Source organism: Dinoroseobacter sp. PD6 (assembly GCF_028807315.1).
Lineage (GTDB): Bacteria > Pseudomonadota > Alphaproteobacteria > Rhodobacterales > Rhodobacteraceae > Dinoroseobacter > Dinoroseobacter shibae.
On record NZ_JARAMN010000003.1, the window covers coordinates 157651 to 174596 of the forward strand.

The window sequence follows — 16946 nt, forward strand, 5'->3', positions numbered from 1 at the left end:
GGGGCTGGTGGTGTCGGTCATCCGGAGAAAAACAGTTCGGTCAGCATGTAGTTGGCCGCGAGGATCAGCACGGCCGCCGCGACGACGGAGGATTTGGTGGCCGCGCCCACGCCCTGCGCACCCCGCCCCGAATTCATGCCCGAATAGCAGCCCATCAGGGCGGCGATGGCGCCGAATACGGCCCCCTTCGCGAGCGACGAGACGATGTCGTGCAGTTCGAGGAAATCCACCGTGTTCTGCAGGTAGGTCGCCGGGTTGAAGCCCAGCCGGGAGGTCGAGACCAGGTAGCCCCCCATGATCCCGATCGTGTCGCCCACCGCCACCAGCAGCGGCACCACGAGGATCGCGGCCAGCACCCTGGGGGCGGTGAGGTATTTCATCGGGTGGGTGGACAGGGTGACCAGGGCATCGATCTGCTCGGTCACCTTCATGGTGGCGATCTCGGCGGCGATCGACGAGGTCACGCGCGCCGCGATCATCAGACCGCCCAGCACCGGGCCCAGTTCCCGCACCATGCCGATGGCGACGATCTGCGGCACCACGGCCTCGGCCGAGAAGCGCGCGCCACCCGCGTAGATCTGCAGCGCGAGCGCGCCGCCGGTGAAGAACGCTGTCAGGCCCACCACCGGCAGGCTGAAATAGCCGATATTCAGCAGGGCCTGGCCGAATTCCCGCCAATAGAAGGGCGGGCGCACCATGTGGCTGAAGGCGGCGCCGACGAAGATGGCGAACCGGCCCGCGGCCCCCAGGATGCCCAGCACGCTCGCCCCGATGGCGGCGATCAGGCGGATCATGCGACGCCGCCCGCATAGTGCCGGGCGTAGCGGGGCCCCAGCGAAGTGAGGATTTCATAGCCGATCGTGCCGGCGGCCTCGGCCAGACGGTCCACGCCTTGCGCGGGACACAGCAGATCGAGCGCCTCCGGCACCTCGTCCAGGTGGCTGACATCCACGGTCAGCAGGTCCATGGACACGCGCCCGGCCAGCGGGCAAGCCACGTCGCCCGCATAGAGCATGGCGCGGTTGCTCATCGCCCGGATCAGCCCGTCGGCATAGCCCGCCGAGAGCGTCGCGATGGCCCCGTCCGATTGCGCCACCCAGGAACACCCGTAGCCCACGCTTTCGCCCGCGGTGACCGCGCGGACCTGCACCACCGGGATCGACAGGCGCACCACCGGCTCGGCCGCGCCGAAGGGGGCGCCGCCATAAAGCCCGATGCCGGGCCGGGTCATGTCGAAATGATACGCCTCGCCCAGAAGGATGCCGCCCGTGGCCGACAGGCTGCGCGGCACGGTGATCCCGTCCGTGAGGCGGTGAAACTCGGCCAGCTGTGCGGCGTTCGCGGCATGCCCGGGCTCATCGGCGCAGGCCAGATGGGACATCACCAGCTTCGGCCCTTGCCCCAGCGCGAATTCCGCCACCGCGGCCCATTCGTCCGCCTCCATCCCCAGCCGGTTCATGCCCGTGTCGAGTTGGATGCCGAAGGGATGGCGAGGCAGGGTCTCGAAATGCCGGGCGAGTTGCTCGGCGGAATTGATCATCGGGGTCAGCCGTGCGCCAGCGATGGCCTGGGTGTCGCCCTCCATATGCCCCGAGAAGACGTTGATCGCCGGGCCCGGCCCGAGAGCCTTGCGGAGCGTGACACCTTCCTCGGCGACGGCCACGAAGAACTGGCGTGCCCCGGCCTGGGCGAGGGTGCGCGCGACGCGCCCCGCATCGAGCCCGTAGCCATCGGCCTTGACCACGGCGCCGGTCGCCACCCGACGGTTGGATGCACGATCCAGTGCGCGCCAGTTGGCGGCAATTGCGTCGAGGTCGATGGAGAGGGTTGCGGTGGCCATGGGGCGGTTTTGACAGGCCCGTGTCCGGCGTCAAGGGGGGATGGCGGTCTGAGCGGCGCGCGGCCCACCGGGAGCACGGCAGCACAGGCGGCTGTCGCGGGGGGACGGCGGCCTGGTGCTTCGAGGCCGCTCCAGAATCTGTTTCGAAAAGGCGCAAAGTTCGCTAAGGTTTAGCGGTATTGTCAAGAGTTCGTTACATTTCAAGACCATGACCGGCCACGGGCGCGCAGATGCCCGGTCCGGTATGCGTAACCCAGCCAATCAACAGTCAGGGAGACACAAATGGCACGCGACGAAATCATCCACGATCCCGAATACGGCAACAAGGCGGAAGCCTTTGAAGCGTATGATGATATTCCGACGAACCCGAACCTCGGCAACACGATCGGCGACGTGATCAACGAACGCTACGGGCGGCGCGAGGTTCTGCGCGGCATGCTGGGCGTGTCGGCGACCACGGCGCTATTCGGAAGCTCTGCCCTCGTGGCGCCGAACCGGGCCGCGGCCATGACCGCCGCCGACAGCCGCTATGTCTTCGACGAGCTGGCCTGGGGCAATGACGAACGCCACCATATCGCCGAAGGCTATAACGCCGATGTCCTGGTGCGCTGGGGCGACCCGATCACGGCCGATGCGCCGGAGTTCGACGTGATGAACCAGACGCCCGAGGCGCAGTCGAAACAGTTCGGCTACAACAACGACTATGTCGGCTTTGCCGAGATCGAACCGGGCCGCGGCATGCTCTGCGTGAACCACGAATACACCAACGAAGAGGTGATGTTCCCCGGCCTCGGGCGCCAGGACCGCACGGGGTTCGAAGGCATGACCAAGGAGCTGGTGGATATCGAGATGGCCGCCCATGGCGGCTCGGTCTTCGAGGTGGTCAAGGGCGCCGATGGCAAGTGGTCGGTGAACCGCGACAACCCGGCGAACCGGCGCGTCACCGCCAACACGCCGATGACCATCGATGGGCCCGCAGCCGGGCATCCGCGGATGCGCACTTCCGCCGATCCGGCGGGCATGACCGTGCTCGGCACGATCAACAACTGCGCCGGCGGGATGACCCCCTGGGGCACCTACCTGATGGCCGAAGAGAACTTCCACGGCTATTTCTGGTCCGACACGCTGGATGCCGAAGGCCGCCCGGACGTGTCGGCCCAGCCCGAAGCCGACAGCATGATCCGCTACGGCGTGCCGGGGCGATGGTATGCCTGGGGCAAGTTTCACGACCGGTTCAACATCGACAAGGAACCCAACGAGTCCAACCGCTTCGGCTACATCGTTGAAGTGGATCCGATGAACCCCGACGCGATGCCGATCAAGCACACGGCGCTGGGCCGGTTCCGCCATGAGGGGGCCGAGACCACCATTGCCTCCGACGGGCGGCTGGTGATCTATTCCGGCGACGACAACCGGTTCGACTATCTCTACAAATGGGTCTCTGCCGATCCGGTGACCGAAGAAAACAGCCATTTCGGGTCCACGCTGTTGTCCGAAGGCACGCTCTACGTCGCGCGGTTCAACCCGGATGGCGTGATCGATTGGCTGCCGCTGGTGCATGGGGAAGGGCCGCTGACCGCGGAGAACGGATTCGAGTCCCAGGCCGATATCGCCATCGACACGCGTCTGGCCGCGGATGCGCTGGGCGCCACCCCGATGGACCGCCCGGAGGATGCGCAACCGGGCCCGAACGGCACCGCCTATGTCATGCTGACCAACAACAACCGGCGCACGCCCGAGCAGGTGGATGCCGCCAATCCACGCCCGGAAAGCAATTTCGGCCACATCATCGAGATCCGCGAGGACGGCGGCAACCATTCCTCGCCCAAGGGAACCTGGGAGATCCTCGTGCTCTGCGGCGATCCCGCCATTGCCGAGGTGGGCGCGCGTTGGAACCCCGAGACGTCCGAGTCGGGCTGGTTCTCCTCGCCGGACAACTGCGCCATCGACGATGCGGGCCGTCTCTGGATCTCGACTGACCAGGGGTCAGGCTGGGGCCGGACGGGCAAGTCCGACGGGCTCTATTCGCTGGAAACGGAGGGAGATTTGCGCGGGCATGCAAAGCTGTTCTTCCGCTGCCCCGTAGGCGGCGAGTTGTGCGGGCCGTATTTTGCCGACAACGATGAAACGCTGTTTCTGGCGGTGCAACATCCGGGCACGGACGGGACCAAGGATTACCCGGGCTTTGAACGCGACAGCACCTTCGAGGATCCGGCCACCCGCTGGCCCGATTTCGACCCCAACATGCCGCCGCGCCCCTCGGTGGTCGTGGTAACGAAACAGGGCGGCGGCAAGATCGCGGTCTGATCGGATCGTTTTCGCGGATGCCGGCCTCGCGGGGCCGGCATTCGTGCGCCCTGCGGGCCCTCAGGGCGTGCCCCAGATCCCGCGGTTGCGCTCCCAGATTTTCTCGCCGATCTGGCAGTCGCGAGCATCGTTCGGGCCGGGGCGGTATTGTACCGGGCGTGGCGTCGGCGCGGGCGACGTGCCGACCAGTTCCAGCACCAGCTTGCGGCGCACGGCTTGGGCAAAATCGGCCCAGCTGGTGACCGGGATCACGAAACTGCCCGGCCCACCGATCACGCAGGTCCGGTAATAGATATCGAGATCGTCGAGATGCCAGCGGGAGCGGGGGACCTCCACCGTCATAAGGGGCAGCCCGTTGATCACGATCCCCTCCGCCACGGCCCGATCGCGTGCAAGGGTGACGAGACCGCCCTGGTTGTTCGGGCCATCCCCGGAGATGTCGATGACCCGTCTCAACCCTGCAAAGGCGTTGCCATTCAGGCTCTCGCGCCCGAAGGCGATCGCGCCGGTGATCGACGTGCGGCGCAGGGCCGGGTTGAACTGCGTGTCGAGCTTCGCGGCGAAGGCTTCTGCCCCGGCCCGGTCCTCTATCAGGGTCCAGTCCACCACGATCCGTTGCGCGCCCGCCCCGGCCCATTCCACGTAGGACAGCGCCACCCGGCCCAGCAGCCCGCCTTGCAAGGCCGAGATGACTTCATCCGAGCGCAGGGCCTCGGCGTAGCCGCGGCGCTGGATTTCCAGCTCCGCCGGGGTCATGGAACGCGACACGTCCACCGCAAGCAGCAACTCGACGTCCACCTCGACGTCTTCGGCCCCCGAGGGACCGGCAAGAAGCGCCGCAAAGACGAAAGCCAGAATCCAAGCCATGGAGAAATCCTACGGCATCGCCGGCTTGAGGGGAGCCTAAATCCACCCCGCCGCGCGATTGTGATCGCAGGCACGCGATCGTTCGTGGCGCGCCCGCTATTCCGCCGGGTTCTTGCCGTCGGAGCGGAGCCTTTTCACCAGCCCGCTGCCGCTTTCGATGATCGATTTCAGCCGCTCTTCCAGCCGGGTCATCTCGAGGGTCGAGGTCTTGAGGTTCTCGCTCTGATCGCCGATCTCGGCGAGCCCCTTGTAGAGCGTCTCGCTGGCGCTGGTCTGGGCTTCGGCATTGGCAACCACCTGACGGAGCTTTTCCAGCAATTCGGTCGCGGTCGCCGCGTTTTCGACCTCCGCCAGGGCGTCATCGAGGGTTGCGATCGATCCGCGCACGGCGTCGAACCAGGCATTCGACAGGCGCGGCTCCTGCTTGGCGCTCAGCATCGCGTTGCGCTCCAAATGCCGGATGCCCGAGACCACCGTGTCCACGGTCGCGCGCAGATCGCCCTGCACCGCGATGATGTCGTCATTGGCGGTCACGACCTTGCGCAGCACCGTATCCAGCTCGCCCACGATCCCGGTGATCCGGTCCAGAAACAGGTTGAGATCGCGCGCCAGAACCCCGAATTCATCCGACGTGCGGATGTCGGCGCGGTGATCGAGCGTGCCGTAGGCGCGCGCCAGGTTGCTGACAACGGCGCGCAGTTCCATCAGCGGCTCCAGCCGGGCGCGCAGGATCAGAAACAACAGGAAGGAATGCAGCACGATCTTGCCCGCCGACAGGATGCCAGTCAGTTGTATGTCCTTGAACCAGATGGCGAAATCTCGGCTGAGATAGTTGCGCACCACGACGGTGCCGAGCACGTCGCCCACGACCGCCTGGGTGTGACAGGCCAGACAGAAATCCTCCGCCACGATATCGATCTCGAAGCTCTGGTAGCGTCCCTCGGGCCAGTTGTCCCCGGGGATGCCGCGCGGGGTGAAGCCGAAACTGTCCTCGATCGAGGTGACCGTGACCGGGGTGGGTTCGATGGCGATGACATAACCCAGATCGGACCAGTTTTCCTCCAGGATGGGATACATGGTGCGCGCGGCGACCGGCCCGCCTTCGTTTTGCATGATGGAGCGGACATTGTCGGCCAGATCCTCGGCCACGAGCTCGGCCTCTTCGACCCCGTTGGTTCCGTAGTTGTAATAGACAAGAGCGGCTTTCAGCGAGAACTCCGCGACGGTGACGATGATCAGGATCACGAAGAAATCGCGGATCATGTGAACAAGGAACGACTTGTCGAACCGACCGATGGAGGCGCTGTTCTGGTTGATCATCCGCAGGTCTCCTCCGGTGTTCCCGAAAAAGGTAGCGTTGGCCTGCCGAGTTTAAAGGCGCATCAGCGGGCGCGGCAGGGGGCGGATCGGCTGGGCGCCGTGCAAGGCCCTTCGAAGGGCCTTGGCGCCTCGCGGCACAGTCTGCGCAGGAGGCGCGGTCCGGACGCGCCCCGAGGTCTCGCTTGCGTCATTTCCAAGCGGGCAGGGCCAAGCGGGCAGGCGCGCGTCGCGCGCACCCGGTGCGCGGCGTGCCCCAAGGCCGTTCGAACGGCCTTGTACCGCGTCGCTCAGCCGAACCCGCCCGCATCGCCGCTGTCCTGCTGCCAGCGTTTCACCAGGTTGCCGAAGCGCGTGAACTGGCCCTCGAAGCTCAGCTCGACGGTTCCGATGGGGCCATGGCGCTGTTTGCCGATGATCACTTCGGCGCGGCCGTGGAGCTTTTCCATCTCCTCCTGCCACTTGGCCATGGCCTCCAGGTCGTGGTCGCCGGGCTTCTCGCGTTCCTTGTAGTATTCCTCGCGGAAGACGAACATGACCACGTCGGCGTCCTGCTCGATGGAGCCTGATTCCCGAAGGTCGGAGAGTTGCGGGCGCTTGTCCTCGCGGTTTTCCACCTGGCGGCTGAGCTGCGACAGCGCGACCACGGGGATGTCGAGCTCCTTTGCGATGGCCTTCAAACCTTGCGTGATCTCGGAAACCTCGTTCACGCGGCTGTCCTTGGCCGTGGCCGGGCGCACCAGCTGCAAATAGTCCACGATCAGCACGTCGAGCCCGTGGGTCCGTTTCAGCCGCCGCGCGCGGGCGGCGAGCTGGCTGATCGGCAGGGCCGGCGTGTCGTCGATATAGAGCGGGCAGCTTTCCAGCGACTTGGCGGCCTCGACGAAGCGGCGGAACTCGGTTTCGGTCATGTCGCCCCGGCGGATCTGCTCGCTGGGGACCTCGGCGGCCTCCGACAGGATCCGGGCCGCCAGCTGTTCGGCGCTCATCTCCAGGCTGTAGAACCCCACCACACCGCCATTGACCGTCCCCTCGGAGCCGTCGGGCTTGACCCCGCGCCGATAGGCCTTGGCGATGTTGAAGGCCATGTTCGTGGCCAGGGAGGTCTTCCCCATGGACGGGCGCCCGGCCAGGATCAGAAGGTCCGAGCGGTGCAGGCCGCCGAGCTTCTTGTCCATGTCGATCAGCCCGGTGGAGACCCCGGCGAGCCCGCCGTCGCGCTGATAGGCGGCGTTGGCCACGTCCACGGCTTGCGTCACCGCGCGCAGGAAGGACTGGAAGCCGCTGTCGCTCTTGCCCTGCTCGCCGAGGGCATAGAGGGCTTGTTCGGCCTCGACGATCTGTTCTTTCGGCTCTGAGGCCACGTCGACCTGGGCGGCCTTGCTGACGATTTCCTGGCCCAGCTCGATCAGCTCGCGCCGGATCGCCAGGTCGTAGATCATCTGGGCGTAGTCCTTGGCCGCGAAGGCGCTGATGGCGGCGCCCGCCAGGCGCACGAGATAAGCCGGTCCGCCCAGTTCCGCGAGGCCCGGATCGTCCTCCAGAAATGCCTTGAGTGTCACCGGGGAGGCCAGCGCGTTCTTCTGGATGCGGGTCGCGGCAACCTCGTAGATCCGGCGGTGGACCGGGTCGAAGAAATGCTCCGGCTGGATGATCATCGAAACCCGGTCGAAGACGTCATTGTTGGTCAGGATCGCGCCCAGCAGCTGCTGTTCGGCCTCGATGTTCTGCGGCAGGCCCGGGCTGTCGCCCTCGGGCCGAATTGCCGCCACCGCACCAGCCAGTTTCGCCACTTCCGTCACGCGCCACACCCCTCTTTGCCCCGGACCGTTTTTATGGCCCAAACCGCTTTGCAGGGCAATTGTTGGTAACTCTGTTGATAACTGAAAACCCTAGGCATGACCACTGCATCCTGTGGTTGCATATGCCAACCGGTCAACAGAATGTGGTGTCGCATTGGGGCCACGCGCAGGAAATTTTCCGATCGCGCGGGATTATCCACATGGGCGCGCCCGGCCCGAGAAGGCCCGGGCGCCCTATGTCAATCGCGCTTGTGGGCCTCTTGCCAGGCGCGCGGGTCGTTCAGGAATGTTTCAACTTCGCCAAGCGTTTCGGGATCAAAACTGCCCCGTGCGCGCGCCTCGGCCAGCACGTCCCACCAGGTGCACAGGTGGTGCAGTTTCACCCCTTCGGCGGCGAGGCTCGATTCGGTTTCGGGGAAAATGCCGTAGCTGAAAATCACCGCCGTATGGCCGCAGGTCGCGCCGGTTTTTCGAATCGCTTCCACGAATTTCAGCTTCGATCCGCCATCGGTGGTCAGATCCTCCACCAGCAGCACGCGCTCACCCTCGCGCATCACGCCCTCGATCTGTGCATCGCGGCCATAGCCCTTGGGCTTCTTGCGCACATAGGTCATCGGTAGCGCCAACCGTTCCGCCACCAAGGCGCCGAACGGGATGCCCGCGGTCTCGCCCCCCGCGATGTTGTCGAACGCCTCGAACCCGGCCTCGCGCATCACCGTGACAGTCAGGAAATCCATCAGCGTCGAGCGGATCCGCGGGAAGGAGATCAGCTTCCGGCAGTCAATATAGGTCGGCGAGGGCAGGCCGGAGGCCAGGATGAACGGCTCGCGCGCATTGAAATGCACCGCCTCGATTTCCAGCAACATGCCTGCGGTGAGGCGAGCCATCTCGGCCTGGTCGGGGAAACTGTTGGGGATCATGGCGGCCTCGCTGGGTTGGGACGCTTTCCCCTAGAGCAATCCGAATGCGGGTTGAACCCTTTTTGACGGGCCGCGTCGTGCGAAAATGCCGTTGCGATGCCGGGATCCGACATGGATCCCATGGGCAATTCGCGCCCTGTCAGTCCAGAACCCGCCAATGCAGCGGATGGCCCGGATCGAACAGGGTCACGGGGCCCGCGCCGGTTTCGATCTTCGCGGGGTAGGGGACGGGGTCGTCCGACCGCTCCAGCGTGATGGTGCCCTCGTTGGGTTCCAGCCCGTAATGGGCGGGGCCATGGAGCGACGCAAAGCCTTCGAGCTTGTCGAGCGCGCCCTCTTCTTCGAACACATGGGCCAGGCACGCCATGGTGTTGCTGGCCGAGAACACGCCCGCGCAACCACAGGACGTCTCCTTGTTGTCATCCGTATGGGGCGCGCTGTCGGTGCCCAGGAAGAAGCGCGGATTGCCCGAGATCGCCGCCGCGCGCAGGGCCGCCTGATGCGACGCCCGCTTGACCACCGGCAGGCAGTAGTAATGGGGCCGGATGCCGCCCACCAGCATGTGGTTGCGATTGATCATCAGGTGATGGGTGGTAATCGTGGCCCCGATATGGCCGTCGGCACCGGTCACGTAGTCCACCGCGTCCTTGGTGGTGATATGCTCCATCGTTACGCGCAACCCCGGCGTTGCCCGGCGCAGCGGGTCCAGAACCGTGTCGATGAACACCGCCTCCCGGTCGAAGATGTCGACCTCGGGCGTCGTGACCTCGCCATGAAAACACAGGGGCAGGCCGATCTCAGCCATCTTTTCGAGCACGCCGCGCACCTTGTCGAAATCCCGTACGCCCGACGCGGAGTTGGTCGTCGCCCCCGCCGGGTAGAGCTTCACCGCCGTGATCAGCCCGTCCGCATGGGCGGTGGCGACGTCCTCCGGGTCGGTCTCTTCGGTCAGGTAGAGCGTCATCAGCGGGGTGAACGCCATGCCCTGCGGCAGCGCCGACAGGATGCGGTCGCGATAGCCAATGGCGTCGGCGCCCCGCACCACGGGGGGCACAAGGTTCGGCATGATGATCGCGCGGGCGAAATGCCGTGCGGTTTCCGGCAGGACCCCTCTCAGCATGGCGCCATCGCGCAGGTGCAGGTGCCAGTCATCAGGGCGGCGCAGGGTCAGGCGCATGGGAAGTCCTCGTCTCGGCGCGCCCGGTGCGGCGCTTTTGTCGGTCCTAGCGCAGCATGCGCCGCGCGGCCAGAGTCAGACTTTCGGAAGAATGCCCGTTTCTTGGTCGATATGCGTCGGCATTAGGCGATTTGGAGACATGCAGGGGCAACAGGCTGGCAAGTTTCTGCGCTGCGGCATGGGGTCGGATTGCAGCCGCCGCTCTGTCGGGGCAGGGTGGCCGCGAAAGGAGCAGACATGCTCAACACGCTAGAGCCGCAGCCTTGCGAAACGGACGCACTTTCCCCACGCCTGCAACGCAGCACGGGAAGTGCCCGTGTCGTGATGCGGCGCAAAGCCGATGGGACAACGGCGCTGGCCGATCTGGCGCAACAGGGATGTGCCAAGGCGATGCTGCCCCGGGTCCATGCGCCGGTGCCCGAGGTGGTGTTCCTGAACACCGCCGGTGGCGTGACCGGTGGCGACAGTCTGAGCTACAGGCTTGACCTAGAGGCTGGCGCGCAGGCGACAGGGGCGACACAGACGGCCGAGCGCACCTATCGCAGCAGTGCCGGTACGGGCGAGATGCGCGTGCATCTGACGCTCGCGTCCGGTGCGCGGCTCGACTGGTTGCCGCAGGAGACGATCCTCTTCGACGGCAGCGCCACCTGCCGTTGCACGGAGGTGGAGATGGCCGCGGACGCGACGCTTCTGTGGTGCGAGACGCTGGTCTTCGGTCGCGCCGCCATGGGCGAGGCGTTGTCGCGTTTCGCGTTTCGCGACGATCGGCAGGTGCGGCGGGACGGCAAGCTGGTCTTGTGGGAGCCGCTGACCCTGGATGCGACCCATCTGGCGCCCCGGGCCTGCCTCGGCGGGGCCCGCGCGATCGCGACGGTGGCGTTCCTGGCGCCGGATGCGGAGGCGGCGCGCGACACGGTGCGGCGGCTCGCGCCGGAGGGCGTGGACTGGGCGGTCTCGGCCTGGGATGGCAAGCTGGTTCTGCGCGCCTTTGCGCCGGACGCGCAGCCGCTCAAGCATGCTTTGGCGCAGGTTTTGCATGTGTTGCGCGAGGGCGCGCCTCTGCCGCGGGTGTGGCAGTTGTGAGGGGGTGTGCAGCATCCTGCGACATGGCGCATCGTCCCATTGCAGAGCGGGGCGGTGACGCCCAAGTGACGAAAGGCAGACGAGAGGAGAGGACATGAACCTCACCCCAAGGGAGAAAGACAAACTGCTCGTGAGTCTCGCGGCGATGGTGGCCCGCGGGCGGCTGGAGCGTGGCGTGAAGCTGAACCATCCGGAGGCCATCGCGCTGATCACGGACTACGTGGTCGAAGGCGCACGGGATGGCCGTTCGGTCGCAGACCTGATGCAGGCCGGCGCGAAGGTGGTTCGGGCCGAGCAATGCATGCCGGGCATTCCAGAGATGATCCATGACGTGCAGGTTGAGGCGACCTTTCCCGACGGCACCAAGCTCGTCACCGTGCACCACCCCATTCGCTGACCAAGGAGCCCGACCATGCAAGACCTGATCGATCGTTTGCGCGAAGCCTTGGACCGTCTTTTCCCGGTGCCTGCTGCCCGGCCCGTGCCGGTGCGCGTCAAGGACGACCGGCCGCGCGGGGGGCCGCGCCGATGATCCCCGGAGAGATCATGGCGGCACCGGGCGACATCACGCTCAACGCCGGGGCCACGCTGTTGACCCTCACCGTGTCCAACACCGGCGACCGACCTGTACAGGTGGGCAGCCACTATCATTTCGCCGAAACCAACGCCGGACTGTCCTTTGATCGCGACGCGGCGCGGGGGATGCGGCTCGACATCGCTGCGGGAACGGCGGTCCGGTTCGAACCCGGACAAACCCGCGACATCACGCTTGTGCCGTTTGGGGGGGCGCGCAAGATTTACGGATTCAATCAGGGTATTATGGGAGCACTGTAATGACCAACCTTCGAACGCCGCTGGACCTCTGGGCCAGTGGCATGAAATTCTGGAAAATGTCGTTGGACATGCAAATCCAGATGGCTGAGAGCGCCTTCAAGCTGGCCAATGCCTATTCGCCCAACACGATGACGGTGAAAACACGGGTTCTGAAGCGCGCGGCGCCCACGCCCAAGGCTGTGTCGAAGCCGTCGGTGAAGGTGGCGCCGAAGCCCGCCGCCCCCGCGCCCAAGGCGAGCGCAACTGTGACCGAACTCAAGCCCGCCGCGAAGCCGGCAGCCAAACCTGCGCCCGAGCCAGCGGAGGAGGCCGCGCCGAAACCGGCGGCAAAGAAGGCCGCGCCCAAGCCCAAGGCGAAGACAGCCCGGAAAGCAGCGGCCAAACCGGCCGCCAAGGCTACGCCGAAGGCCGGTGCCTCGGCGCCGACAGCGAAGCCGAAAGCCAAGCAGACTGCGCCGGAAGCGGCGCCCAAGCCCGTCACGCAGGATGCAGCGCCCCAGGCGGTGGCCAAAACCGCAGCCAAGCCTGCCGCCAAGGAGACCGAGGCGCCCAAGAAGCCCTCCCGTCGTCGGGCACCGCCGCGCAAGAAGACCGTAAGCCTTGCGCCGATGCCAGAGGCCGTGACCGCGCCTGCCAAGGCCAAGGCCAAGGCCGAGGCCACTCCGGCAGAGGCCCCGGCGAAAGCGGCCAAGTCGCCCTCCTGAGGACGGCGCAGCACCGATCAGATCCCGTGCTGGCCCCCAAGGGGGCCGCACCTCGCTGCGCTCAGCGCTCTCCCCGTTCCGGGGACGCCCCTTTTCCGAAAGTCAGCCCCCCATGCACCATGCCATTCAGACCCAATCCAACATGTTCGATTATCTCAGCACCGGCGCGAATGTCTGGCGCCTGGGGGTCGAGACGAATTCCGTGATTCTGTTGCGGATGATGGGCATGGCCGGGATCTGGAACACGCCCTTCGACGAGAACTGGCGCATGATGGCCGAGAAGCCCAAGGTTTTCATCAATTCCGGCCGCGACGGGATGGTCGCTGCCATGGAGGGCAAGGACCCCGCCAAGGTGATGGATGCCTCGATCAAGCATCTCAACGACGCCACCAACGAGAACCGCAGGCGCCTTGTGGATCGCGGTTTGCGCAAACTGAGCTGATCTTGGGCGCGGCGCTCGTTTTTTGGGCAAATGCTCTGCTCTGAGTACGCTCCGCGCCGATCATTTCGGGCCTGCTGCTGCGGAGCTGGGCAAAACACCTCATCTTCGGGCTGACGAAAAACCCGAGGACTGCCCATGCCCGCCACGATCTCCCGCGCCGCCTATGCCGACATGTATGGGCCGACCACGGGCGACAAGGTGCGGCTTGCCGATACCGACCTGATCATCGAAGTCGAGCGCGACCTCACCACCTATGGCGAAGAGGTCAAGTTCGGCGGCGGCAAGGTCATCCGCGACGGCATGGGGCAGTCCCAGGCCACCCGCGCAGAAGGCGCGGTGGATACCGTCATCACCAACGCGCTCATCGTGGACCATACGGGTATCTACAAGGCCGATCTGGGCCTGCGCGACGGGGTGATCGCGGCCATTGGCAAGGCGGGCAACCCCGACACGCAAACCGGGGTGGATATCATCATCGGCCCCGGCACCGAAGCGATCGCGGGCGAGGGGCGGATCCTGACCGCGGGCGGTTTCGACAGCCATATCCATTTCATCTGCCCCCAGCAGATCGAGGATGCCCTGCATTCTGGCATCACCACCATGATCGGTGGCGGCACGGGCCCGGCCCATGGCTCCCTCGCCACGACCTGCACGCCCGGCGCGTTTCATATCGGGCGCATGCTGCAATCCCTCGATGCGTTTCCGATGAATTTCGGGCTGGCGGGGAAGGGCAATGCATCTCGCCCCGGCGCGCTGGTCGAGATGATCGAGGCCGGGGCCTGCGCCATGAAGCTGCACGAGGACTGGGGGACGACCCCCGGCGCCATCGAATGCTGTCTCAGCGTCGCCGACGACATGGACGTGCAGGTGATGATCCACACCGACACCCTGAACGAGAGCGGCTTTGTCGAGAACACCATCGCCGCCATGAAGGGCCGCACGATCCACGCCTTCCACACCGAAGGCGCGGGGGGCGGCCATGCGCCGGACATCATGAAGGTCGTGGGCTTCGAGCATGTGTTGCCCTCCTCGACCAATCCGACCATGCCCTACACGGTCAACACCCTCGAAGAGCATCTCGACATGCTCATGGTCTGCCACCATCTCGACAAGGCCATCCCCGAGGACGTGGCCTTCGCCGAGAGCCGCATTCGCAAGGAAACCATCGCTGCCGAGGACATCCTGCACGACATGGGCGCGTTCTCGATCATCGCATCGGACAGCCAGGCCATGGGCCGTGTGGGCGAGGTCATCATCCGCACCTGGCAGACCGCCGACAAGATGAAGAAGCAGCGCGGGCGTCTCGCGGAGGAGACCGGCGACAACGACAATTTCCGCGTCCGCCGCTACATCGCGAAATATACGATCAACCCGGCCATCGCCCACGGGATCAGCGCCCATATCGGGTCCATCGAGGTCGGCAAGCGCGCCGATCTCTGCCTCTGGAACCCGGCCTTCTTTGGCGTGAAGCCCGAGATGATCCTCATGGGCGGCACCATCGTCTGCGCTCAGATGGGCGACCCCAACGCGTCGATCCCCACGCCGCAGCCGGTCTATACCCGGCCCATGTTCGGTGCTTACGGACGGTCCGTGGAAAACTCCGCCGTCCTGTTCGTCAGCCAGGCGGGGCAGGCGGCGGGCATCGGCGCCAGCCTCGGCCTCGCCAAACAGACCCTCGCGGTCAAGACCTGCCGCGATATCGGCAAATCCTCGATGGTGCATAACAGCGCCACGCCAAAGGTCGAGGTGCATCCCGAAACCTACGAAGTGCGCGCCGATGGGGAGTTGTTGACCTGTGAGCCGGCGACAGAACTGCCGCTCGCCCAGCGTTACTTCCTGTTCTGATCCATGGCGATGTTTCAACAGCAGTCGAACACGGGGTCCGGCCCGAGGAGGGGGGCGCGGCGCGCATGGTCGGATACTGACAGCGTTGACGCAGTACCTTTCTGCATACCAAGGTATGCACGGAGCGCAATGCAGCCTTGCATCTGGAGGGCTACCAGCTTTGGTGCATTTGGGGCACATCTTATATACGATCTAAGTATACAATCGTATTCAGAGGTGAGACATGCCGACTGCACCCCTCCAGCCCCCCGCAAACCTTGCATGGATGCACGGCGTGACAGGCGCGTTCCGCAATGCCTATCGCTTCATGTGCCTGTTCCAGCGCTCCGATCGCGAGTTGGAGCGGCGCGGACTGAGCCGCAAGCAATTGGTGGACAGCTACCTGCGCAGCTTCGACGCCTGAACCGACTTCGTCCTGCGGCGTGCGCCAGCCGCAAGGGCGCCCTCCTGGGGCGCTTGGATCTTGGCGCGGTGATCAAACCGCATGGCGACGGTGCGTGGACTCCGTCCCAGGTGCGGAGTTGCCCTTCCCCAGCCGTGAAAATTCCAGATCTTGGTAGGCGGCTCAAGGCGCCAGTGCGGCCGCAGGCTCAGGTCAGCCTGACGGCACATTCAATGAACATGTCCGAAGTGCGCGGCGGCCTATGCTGCAGGTGCAAACCGGGCTTGCGGTTGCGGGTCTACCTCAGCCGCGCGGGAGAGGCCATTTACGAGGTCGAAAGCGGCACTGACGTGTCTGCAAAAACGGAGACCTCCCATGGCGACCCTCACGCTCGACCGTCCCGCGATTGCCGAAATCGCATCGTCCATTTTCGACGCCGTCCTTTATGTGCCCGCGCGGGTTGCCCATGCGCACGAGATGCGCGCGGAAATCGAGCATGTGATGGCTTTGACGGACGCAGAGATCGGCGCCATGCAGACAACGCGCGAGACCCTGCTGCGGAATATCGCTCAGCGGGTCTGAGGGCGCCGTACGGCACTCCGTCCCCAAACTCACGGCCTGACTGTCCTTCGGCTGTGCATCCCAGAGGCTCTTCGTATGTCGCAATGTGCGAACGAACGGGCCGAACGACAATCAGGTTCAGACCACTTCATGACCATGCCGCTTTGCCTCAGGCCAGGCTCTTCCGGACTGCTCGCCCGTCTGCGCGAGGTGTTGCGCAACCCCCGGGCGATGCCACCACCCTCGACCGAGTTCGATCGGCTCAATGCCCTGTCCGATGCGGAACTGCAAAGAATGGGTCTGACCCGCTCGGTCCTTCGGCGCCACCTGCACCAGAAGCGCACCGCAACGCGGCAGTGATCGCCCAGCAGGCGGGGGCGACATGAGCCTGCCGCGCATCACCCGCCTTGGCAAAGCCCACGGGGCGACGGACACGCTGAGCCTCGATTACGAAGCGCGCTTTCTGCGCCGCAAGCGCCTTGTGTCCGATGGCGGGCGCGCCTTCCTGCTGGATCTGCCCGAGGTGGTCAGCCTGGGCCCGGAGCATGGGATCGACTTGCCCGACGGGACCCGCATCGCCGTGAGGGCGGCCCCCGAAGCGCTGCTGGCGGTAAAGGGGGATCTGACCCGGCTGGCCTGGCATATCGGCAACCGGCACACGCCCTGCCAGATCACGCCGGATGCCCTCTATATCCGTCACGACCATGTGCTCGCCGACATGCTGCGGCAGCTTGGTGCCGAGGTCACGCAGGTGACCGCGCCATTCACCCCGGAGGGCGGGGCCTATGGCCACGGTCGCACCATGGGCCATGAGCACGGACACGGGCACACCCATGACCATGCCCATGGGGCGTCCGATGACTGA

18 protein-coding genes are annotated in these 16946 nt (G+C 65.6%); 11 read left to right on the forward strand and 7 right to left on the reverse strand.

What is annotated here, in order from left to right:
* Positions 1-17 precede the first annotated feature (17 nt).
* Complete coding sequence (locus PVW48_RS06425) at positions 18-794, reverse strand: MlaE family ABC transporter permease (protein ID WP_012179046.1); 777 nt, start codon at positions 792-794, stop codon at positions 18-20.
* Positions 791-1840, reverse strand: a complete 1050-nt coding sequence (alr, locus tag PVW48_RS06430) for an alanine racemase (protein ID WP_274580748.1) — start codon at positions 1838-1840, stop codon at positions 791-793. Before alr ends, PVW48_RS06425 begins: the two co-directional genes overlap by 4 nt.
* Before the next feature lie 282 nt (positions 1841-2122).
* Here alr and PVW48_RS06435 point away from each other — a divergent pair, with 282 nt between their 5' ends.
* Positions 2123-4147 (forward strand): PhoX family protein, encoded by a 2025-nt coding sequence (locus tag PVW48_RS06435; protein ID WP_274580749.1) that lies wholly within the window; start codon positions 2123-2125, stop codon positions 4145-4147.
* A 60-nt stretch (positions 4148-4207) separates the two neighbouring features.
* Here PVW48_RS06435 and PVW48_RS06440 read toward each other — a convergent pair whose 3' ends face one another.
* From PVW48_RS06440 to pyrC, 5 genes are all read right to left on the reverse strand, one after another.
* Positions 4208-5014: a DUF1194 domain-containing protein gene (locus PVW48_RS06440; protein WP_012179042.1), complete on the reverse strand. Its 807-nt coding sequence runs from the start codon at positions 5012-5014 to the stop codon at positions 4208-4210.
* A gap of 96 nt (positions 5015-5110) precedes the next feature.
* The gene (locus PVW48_RS06445) at positions 5111-6334 is read right to left on the reverse strand and encodes a HAMP domain-containing protein (RefSeq protein WP_274580750.1); all 1224 of its coding nucleotides are present in this window, start codon (positions 6332-6334) and stop codon (positions 5111-5113) included.
* Positions 6335-6621: 287 nt separating this feature from the next.
* The gene (locus PVW48_RS06450; protein WP_274580972.1) at positions 6622-8124 is read right to left on the reverse strand and encodes a replicative DNA helicase; all 1503 of its coding nucleotides are present in this window, start codon (positions 8122-8124) and stop codon (positions 6622-6624) included.
* A 248-nt stretch (positions 8125-8372) separates the two neighbouring features.
* On the reverse strand, positions 8373-9053 hold the full coding sequence (locus PVW48_RS06455) for an orotate phosphoribosyltransferase (RefSeq protein ID WP_274580751.1): 681 nt from the start codon (positions 9051-9053) through the stop codon (positions 8373-8375).
* Between the two features lie 139 nt (positions 9054-9192).
* Complete coding sequence (gene pyrC / locus PVW48_RS06460) at positions 9193-10230, reverse strand: dihydroorotase (protein WP_274580752.1); 1038 nt, start codon at positions 10228-10230, stop codon at positions 9193-9195.
* Positions 10231-10467: 237 nt separating this feature from the next.
* On the opposite strand from pyrC, the gene PVW48_RS06465 reads away from it, so the two are divergent.
* From PVW48_RS06465 to PVW48_RS06510, 10 genes are all read left to right on the forward strand, one after another.
* Entirely contained in the window at positions 10468-11313 is an 846-nt protein-coding gene (locus PVW48_RS06465; protein WP_274580753.1) for an urease accessory protein UreD, read from the forward strand.
* A 94-nt stretch (positions 11314-11407) separates the two neighbouring features.
* Entirely contained in the window at positions 11408-11710 is a 303-nt protein-coding gene (locus tag PVW48_RS06470; protein WP_274580754.1) for an urease subunit gamma, read from the forward strand.
* Positions 11711-11841: 131 nt separating this feature from the next.
* A complete protein-coding gene (locus tag PVW48_RS06475) occupies positions 11842-12147 on the forward strand; it encodes an urease subunit beta (RefSeq protein WP_274580755.1) in 306 nt (101 codons plus the stop codon).
* Positions 12147-12851, forward strand: coding sequence for a hypothetical protein (locus PVW48_RS06480; protein WP_274580756.1), 705 nt, complete (start codon positions 12147-12149; stop codon positions 12849-12851). The genes PVW48_RS06475 and PVW48_RS06480 overlap by 1 nt, the downstream gene beginning before the upstream one ends.
* 112 nt (positions 12852-12963) lie before the next feature.
* Positions 12964-13293 carry a hypothetical protein gene (locus PVW48_RS06485; protein ID WP_012179033.1) on the forward strand — a complete coding sequence of 110 codons (330 nt, stop codon included), beginning with the start codon at positions 12964-12966 and terminating at the stop codon, positions 13291-13293.
* Positions 13294-13428: 135 nt separating this feature from the next.
* Positions 13429-15138 (forward strand): urease subunit alpha, encoded by a 1710-nt coding sequence (ureC, locus tag PVW48_RS06490; protein ID WP_274580757.1) that lies wholly within the window; start codon positions 13429-13431, stop codon positions 15136-15138.
* A gap of 265 nt (positions 15139-15403) precedes the next feature.
* Positions 15404-15541, forward strand: a complete 138-nt coding sequence (locus PVW48_RS06495) for a hypothetical protein (protein ID WP_274580758.1) — start codon at positions 15404-15406, stop codon at positions 15539-15541.
* Positions 15542-15895: 354 nt separating this feature from the next.
* Positions 15896-16102, forward strand: coding sequence for a hypothetical protein (locus tag PVW48_RS06500; protein ID WP_274580759.1), 207 nt, complete (start codon positions 15896-15898; stop codon positions 16100-16102).
* A 129-nt stretch (positions 16103-16231) separates the two neighbouring features.
* Positions 16232-16441 carry a hypothetical protein gene (locus PVW48_RS06505; protein ID WP_044027845.1) on the forward strand — a complete coding sequence of 70 codons (210 nt, stop codon included), beginning with the start codon at positions 16232-16234 and terminating at the stop codon, positions 16439-16441.
* Positions 16442-16463: 22 nt separating this feature from the next.
* On the forward strand, positions 16464-16946 hold the full coding sequence (locus PVW48_RS06510; protein ID WP_274580760.1) for an urease accessory protein UreE: 483 nt from the start codon (positions 16464-16466) through the stop codon (positions 16944-16946).